The organism is Microcoleus sp. B3-A4 (assembly GCF_036705385.1).
GTDB lineage: Bacteria > Cyanobacteriota > Cyanobacteriia > Cyanobacteriales > Microcoleaceae > Microcoleus.
The window spans coordinates 1-7,341 of the sequence record NZ_JAUBUI010000147.1 but is presented as its reverse complement, the minus strand read 5'-3'; the positions used below and the strand labels follow the sequence as shown (position 1 = coordinate 7,341).

The 7,341-nt window shown below is 46.0% G+C and carries 3 protein-coding genes; all 3 read left to right on the top strand.

The window, feature by feature from the left end; all coding sequences use genetic code 11:
* Positions 1-332 precede the first annotated feature (332 nt).
* The 3 genes from QUB33_RS28405 to QUB33_RS28395 all read left to right on the top strand — a co-directional run bounded on the left by QUB33_RS28405 (position 333) and on the right by QUB33_RS28395 (position 7,119).
* Positions 333-1,502, top strand: a complete 1,170-nt coding sequence (locus QUB33_RS28405) for a serine/threonine-protein kinase (protein ID WP_333357659.1) — start codon at positions 333-335, stop codon at positions 1,500-1,502.
* Positions 1,503-2,044: 542 nt separating this feature from the next.
* Positions 2,045-5,551, top strand: a complete 3,507-nt coding sequence (locus tag QUB33_RS28400) for a PAS domain S-box protein (protein ID WP_333357656.1) — start codon at positions 2,045-2,047, stop codon at positions 5,549-5,551.
* A gap of 296 nt (positions 5,552-5,847) precedes the next feature.
* Positions 5,848-7,119: an FAD-dependent hydroxylase gene (locus QUB33_RS28395; RefSeq protein WP_333357653.1), complete on the top strand. Its 1,272-nt coding sequence runs from the start codon at positions 5,848-5,850 to the stop codon at positions 7,117-7,119.
* Positions 7,120-7,341 lie beyond the last annotated feature (222 nt).

Below are 7,341 nucleotides of genomic sequence, written 5' to 3'. Positions count from 1 at the left end.
TGATGCTATATCTGCCCATTCTTGTGGCTTTTTCATGCCTTCTCTTGTTCCCCAATCAAAGACCTGAATCCTTACAATTTACCTATTAATTGACAACAGTCGTTTCTGATGTTTGGAGTTGTACAGTCGAATTTGCGAGACCCTAATTTGGCAATGTACTCTCTAGTTAAAAGTTGTAGTTGAGATAGTAGCAGTAACTACTTAAAACGTCAATTCATAAAATTCATAACATAAAGTCATAAAAGTCATATTGGTAAAAATATATTTCAATAAATAGACAATCTAGCAAATTTAAGATAAATCATATATAACAGAAATCTAGGGATATAAAAATGCGTGGCTCCTGTACAAATCACTTAAAATATGAAGCTATGACGGTAGAAGAAGCAATAATTTTTTTGGACAATCTGGTATACGAACAAACGGAAAAACACCTAAGTCGGTTGCAACAGTCGATAATTCGAGGCGTTGTAGGGGGTTTGACTTACCAAGAAATTCAGCAAAACGATCCGATCGCCCGCGGGTATACAGTGGGCTACCTGGGGCGGTATGTCGGCTACAACTTGTGGAAATATCTCACCAAGGTACTGAGACAAGCAGGAATTCTTGGCGAAGAAGAAAGAGTAGTCGGAGCAAATCTTTGGGACTGTATCATGAGATCTGTACAAAAAGGCACACAGCCAGCTAATTCTGTCGATCCGATATTGCAAAAGCTGCTGCGAATGCGTTACCGAATCAGAGAACATTTGGTCAGCACCGAGTACAGCGATACCTATCTGGCTGAAGATGAAAATTTGCCCGATCGACCTTTGTGCCTCGTCAAGCGCCTGAAAAGCCAGTCTGAGAGAACCTGCCACCTATTCGATCGAGAAACGCGGGTTTTATATCGATTGGGCCAACACGATCGGATACCAGAATTGTTAGCTCGCTTTGAAGAAGATGGGTATTTTTATTTAGTCTATCAATTCATCGAAGGGCAACCGCTGTATCAAGAACTAATCGAAGGTCAACCTTGGGAAGAACATCAGGTTATTGATTTGTTGAAAGATATCTTGGAAGTGCTTGTTTTTGTTCACAAACAAGATGTAATTCACCGCGACGTTCACCCTCAAAACTTAATCAGGCGGACATCAGATGGCAAGATTGTATTAATTGACTTTGGGGCCGTTAAAGAAATCAACACTTCACAAAACAGCATCGGTCAAACGAAATCGCGCGGTGGGACTCAGCAAGATTATATTCCTCCCGAACAAGCCATCGGTTCCCCGAAATTGTGCAGCGACATCTATGCTGTCGGGCTCATCGGGATTCAAGCCTTGACAGGAATGCGCCCGAAACAACTCAGAGTTGATAATTTAGGGAATCTCATCTGGCAGAAAAATGCAACTGTCACCCCGGAGTTGGCTCGCGTTTTAGACAAGATGGTACTCTACGCTTTCCCCCAGCGTTACCCCTCAGCAACCGAAGCTTTGGAAGCACTTCAAAATTTGGGAGTTAGTTGACTGTTGCCAGTTGTCAGTTGACAGTTGACAGTTGACAGCTACCAAATCCGACTTTAATATCCCCTCTTTAGTCCGCGCAGGCGGACTTTGTTTTTGTAGTAGCGGTTTCAACCGCCGAGTCTTATCTGTTCTGCCGATCGCATTTCCCACACCCGCAGCACCCGGTTTACAATGCGAGAGATCTTGTTGCCGAGAGATTCATCCGCTACCATTATCCCTCCATGTACTGAGTAAAAACACTCGGTCTTGCCGATGGATCGGGCGCCAATTTCCGAGATCGCAGGGACAAGGAACAAGGAACAAGGAATTTTTTTTTAATTTGCTACCAATAAAAATTATATAATTCTGCCGGATGCCTTCTACAGAAGAGTCTTCAACCTTCATTTGACTATCTCTCTAAAGTTAGATAAAATAATTCATATTTTATGCTAGCCAGCTTTGAGAAAATCTTAAGCAGCTTTGTATAGCGGGCAACAATATCACTAGAGTGTTTATTGTTACCTTAAATACGTAGAAACCAAATAATTAGAGGGAGCGAGAAATTGGAAGTTTTTGAACGAACACAACAACTGCAAAGGCCCTCAACCCGAATGGCTGCTGTCCAGTCTTTTTCCAAAAAAGCGAGTATTGCAGTAATGGCGATCGGCTGTACAGTCATTTTGGGTTGGATATTCGATCTGCAACTCTTAAAAAGCATTCTGCCCGGACTCGTGACCATGAAAGCCAATACTGCGGTCTGCTTTATTTTGGGCGGGTTTTCTCTATTCATCCAACAGATCCGGCGCGCCAAATTAACAGCAAGAAAGTCTCAAAAAAAATACAAAAATTTAGTTTTGGGATGCTCATTTTTAATTATATTAATTAGCCTATTAACCCTTGTTCAATATAGCTTTAATTTAGACTTAGGCATCGACAAACTGCTATTTAAAGAAAGTTACACCTTGACAATCACCGGAACACCAGGACGCATGGCGCCGAATACTGCTGGTGCTTTTTTATTGCTGGGAACAGCGCTGCTGCTGCTGTCAGAACGTCGGCCTAAATACCTGCGGATTCAAATTTTAAGCTGTTCTGCATTTTTAATTGCATTTATGGGTTTGATAGGCTACCTCTACGACAAAACTTTATTTTACCAAATTGGCGATAATACAGGAATGGCTTTGCACACGTCCGCAGCATTTATGTTGCTGAGCGTCGGCATTTTATTTGCCAGCCCAGAGCGAGGATTGATAGCAGTAATGGCGAGCGATCGTGCGGGCGGCATCATGGCGAGGCGCTTGTTACCACGGGCAATCATTATCCCGCCTTTAGTGGGTTATTTAATCCTCTCGGGAGAGCGGTTACAAGCCTACACGCCGGAGGTAGGAATATCGCTGTTGAGCGTATTGAACGTGATTATTTTTACAGTTCTGATTTGGCAGAATGCCAAAACTCTTTGCAGCGCAGACCGGAAGCGCTATCGAGCGGAACTGGGACTGAGGAAAGCTAAATTAGACTTAGAAAATCAAGTTGAGAAACGGACTATTCAACTGCAACTCGCCAATGAGCAATTGCAGGATCAAATTTTCGACACTAAAACAACCAAGCAGGCGCTTCAAAAAAGCTACAACCTTTTGCTGGCAGTAATCAACAGTACGCCTGCGGCCCTATTTGTCAAAGATATTCAGGGCTGTTACCTGATGCTCAATGCTGCAGGAGCAAGTATAATTGGCAAGTCTGTAGACGACATTATCGGCAGAGATGACAGCGAGTTATTTCACCCAGAAATTGCCGACAAAATTAGAAAAACTGATCGCCCAATTATGACAACGGGAACAACGCAAGCGATCGAAGAAGAACTGCCAGTCAAAGGAAATTTGAGGACATTTCTTTCTACAAAAAGTGCTTACCGGGACGGGTTAGGAAAGATCAGCGGTATAGTTACCATCGCGCGGGATATTACTGAAAGCAAAAAAGCCGAAATCGCCAACAGAAGTCTGGCAGCAATTCTGGAAGCAACCCCGGATTTTGTAGGTATCTGCGACCTCGAAGGACGCCCCGTTTACATCAACAATGCAGGCAGAAAAATGGTGGGTATAGACGAAAACGAAGATATATCCAACCTACAAGTTACAGAATTCACGCCAGCGTCAGGCCGGAGCAGTTTGAATCAAGCGATCGCCACCGCTGTTTCCGAGGGCTTTTGGAGTGGAGAAACAGCCTTCGTGTCAGCATCGGGGGTCGAAATTCCCGTCAGCCAAGTCATCATCTCCCACTCCGGGCCGGACGACAAACTCACATACATTTCAACTATCGCCCGCGACATTAGCGATCGCAAAGAAGCTGAAAAAGCGCTGCAAGTGTCTCAAGCTCGTTTCGCCGGCATTGTAGAAATTGCCGACGACGCGATTATTTCCGTGGATGCTGAGCAAAAAATTATCCTGTTCAACCAAGGTGCAGAACGGATTTTCGGGTGGACTGCTGCTGAGGCGATCGGGCAATCCCTGAGCCTGCTGTTGCCCGAAGCTTTTGTCGCCCCTCACAGCCACCTCGTCAGTAATTTCGGCGGTGGCGTTAAACAAGCCCGAAAAATGGGCAGCCGCAAAGAAATTTTTGCCCGCCGCCGAGACGGTACGGAATTTCCCGCCGAAGCTTCTATTTCCAAACTTGAAGTTGCAGGCGAAATCATATTCACAGCAATTTTGCGCGACGTGACAGCCAGCCGAGAAGCCGATGAATTTGTGCGTCTGAGCGAGGAAAGATACCGATCGCTGGCAATGGCCACCGCACAGATGGTTTGGATGACAGACGCTAACGGAATCGCCGAGAGACCTCAGCCTGATTGGATAGCTTATACGGGCTTGAGTTTTGGAGACAACGACAACTGGATAGAAGCAGTGCACCCTGAAGACCGCGATCGCACTATACAAGCTTGGATTCGGGCCCTAGAAACAAAAAGTCTCTATGAAATCGAGCACCGCTTGCGGGCCGCAGACGGCAGCTACAGACACTTCTGGGTGCGGGGCGTCCCCATTTTGGCCGCCGACGGCAGCGTTCGCGAGTGGGTGGGAACTCACACCGATATTAGCGATCGGGTGGAAGTTTTGGAAGCACTCAAGCAGTCCGAGGGACAGTATCGAGTACAAGCAGCCGAGCTCGAAAAAGCTGTCCGCGAGTTGCACCAAACTCAAACTCAACTAATCCAAACCGAAAAAATCTCTTCTCTCGGGCAGCTAGTCGCCGGCGTCGCCCACGAAATTAACAATCCGATTAACTTTATCTACGGCAACATCACCCACGCCACCCAATACGCCACAGACTTGCTCGGTTTGCTCCACCTTTACCAGGAAAAATACCCAAATCCCGTCCCGGAAATTGTAGAAGCAGCCGAAGATATTGAAATCGATTTCTTAATGGAAGACTTTACGAAGATTTTGGAATCAATGAAAGTTGGAGCCGATCGCATCCGCGACTTAGTTGTATCCTTACGCAACTTTTCCAGACTCGACGAATCGCAGATGAAGCTAGTAGACATTCACGAAGGAATCGAAAGCACTTTGCTAATTTTGCAGCACCGGATCAAAGCTAATGTACTTCGTCCCGCGATTGAGATTATCAAAGAATACGGCAATTTTCCCCCAGTCGAGTGCTATGTAGGTCAGCTCAATCAAGTATTTATGAATCTTTTAGGAAATGCGATCGACGCCCTCGAAGAGTACAACAGCACTCATTCTTCAAAAGAAATATATTCTCACCACAACACAATTCGGATTAACACCAGTGCCAATTCAGACACAGTAAAAATTCGTATTTCCGACAACGGAAGGGGAATCAATCAAGAAGTTATTCACAAGTTATTCGACCCATTTTTTACTACTAAACCAGTGGGCAAAGGCACAGGCTTGGGGCTGTCAATCAGCTATCAGATTATAGTTGAAAAACACCGAGGCAAATTGCAGTGTATTTCCGCGCCCGGCGAAGGTGCAGAGTTTGTCATAGAAATTCCCATTTCCCAAAAAGTATCAGCGCTGGCTGCCGAAAACACAAAGGAAATGGTCATTAGTCATTAGTCATTAGTCATTAGTCATTAGTCATTAGTCATTAGTCATTAGTTTCAGGGCTGATCCATCGGGAGGGGCTAGAAACCGGGTTTCTACGAGTTTTGCGTTTAGTGACGAGAAATATAGGGAGAAACCGGGTTTCTGAGGTAGCGAGTGCATCCAAGACTTGCATTTGGATCTCGTAGTCTGAAAACCTTGATTTTCACGAATGCCGATAGTCTCCTCTTCTCGATCGCCCTAAATCGAAATAATTCTTTACAATAACAAAGTAACAATCCAATTAACTTTGACAAAATCCCTTGAAAATGCCTGTAAACCAACTTTCTGCAACAACAGCCTCCACGCAAACACCGACACTCGACTTTGACATAGCCATCGTCGGAGGCGGCATAGTCGGGGCCACCTTAGCCAGCGCCTTAAAAGATTCTGGATTGAAAATCGCTATAATTGAAACCCAACTCCCCGCCGCCGCCGCAGCCAAAAAACAAGCCTATGCAATCACCCTGCTATCAGGAATGATCTTAGAAGGTATCGGCGTGTGGCAGCAAATCTTGCCGCAAATCACCACCTTCGAGCAAATTAGCCTCTGCGACGGCGACTATCCCGGTGTCGTCGAATTCCACCGCCCGGATTTGGGAAATACTGGCAAATTGCCCGTACCAAAAGCAGCTTTAGGTTATGTTGGCGAGCACCGAGTCATGCTGTCAGCTTTGCAAGAATCTTTGGCAAAAAACCCGAATTTTAGTTGGGTTTGTCCGGCGGAAGTAGTCGAGGTAAAATATTTAACCGATTGCGCGGAAATAGAAGTCAAACAAAACGGCGAAACTCGGACTATTCGCACCAAATTATTAGTCGCCGCCGACGGTTCGCGATCGCGCATCCGCACCGAAGCAAACATCAGCACTCGCGGCTGGAAATACTGGCAATCCTGCGTTGCTATCACTATTAAAGCAGAAAAACCGCACAATGATATCGCTTTTGAGCGCTTTTGGCCGAGCGGCCCGATGGGAGTTTTACCATTACCTGGGAACCGCTGTCAAGTAGTTTGGACAGCACCGCACGCGGAAGCAAAAGCTTTGCAACAAATGGATGAAACAGAGTTTTTGACTTTGTTGGAACAGCGCACGGGCGGGCTTTTGGGGCGTTTGGAATTGGAGAGCGATCGCTTTTTGTTTCCGGTGCAGTTAATGCAGAGCGATCGCTACGTTTTGCCCAGATTAGCACTAATTGGCGACGCGGCCCACTGCTGCCATCCCGTCGGCGGCCAGGGATTAAATATGGGCATTCGAGATGCAGGGGCGATCGCCCAAATCTTGCAGCAAGCGCACCAAAAAGGCGAAGACATCGGCGACTTGCGAGTATTGAAACGGTATCACAACTGGCGCAAAAAAGAGAATTTAATCGTGTTAGGATTTACCGATTTTCTAGACAGATTATTTTCCAATACTTGGCTGCCAATTGTAGCATTTCGCCGCTTCGGATTGTGGTGTTTGCGGACAATTCCCCCAGTGAGGTTTTTAGCCTTGCGCTTGATGACCGGTTTAATGGGGCGGCCGCCCAAATTAGCGCAAAATTAGAATAAACCGGGTTTTTTCCTATGTTGCTTGCATTCTAGCGGTGTTGCCACAACCGCCAGGGGTTGAAACCCCTGGCTAATAGCGAAAGTCGGTTGAAACCGACTGAAAAGCTGAGATAAGAATGAAAAACTCTTTAGTCCTCTTCAGAGCGTTCCACGGGCGCCGCACGCCCGTTATGAATCAAAGAAACAGTTTCGCTCGCCCAAAAGTTGCCAGCGATCG

Excerpts from the sequence above, each read along its gene's own strand:
- QUB33_RS28395 (WP_333357653.1), top strand. The coding sequence starts at position 5,848 with ATGCCTGTAAACCAACTTTCTGCAACAACAGCCTCCACGCAAACACCG.
- QUB33_RS28405 (WP_333357659.1), top strand. The coding sequence starts at position 333 with ATGCGTGGCTCCTGTACAAATCACTTAAAATATGAAGCTATGACGGTA.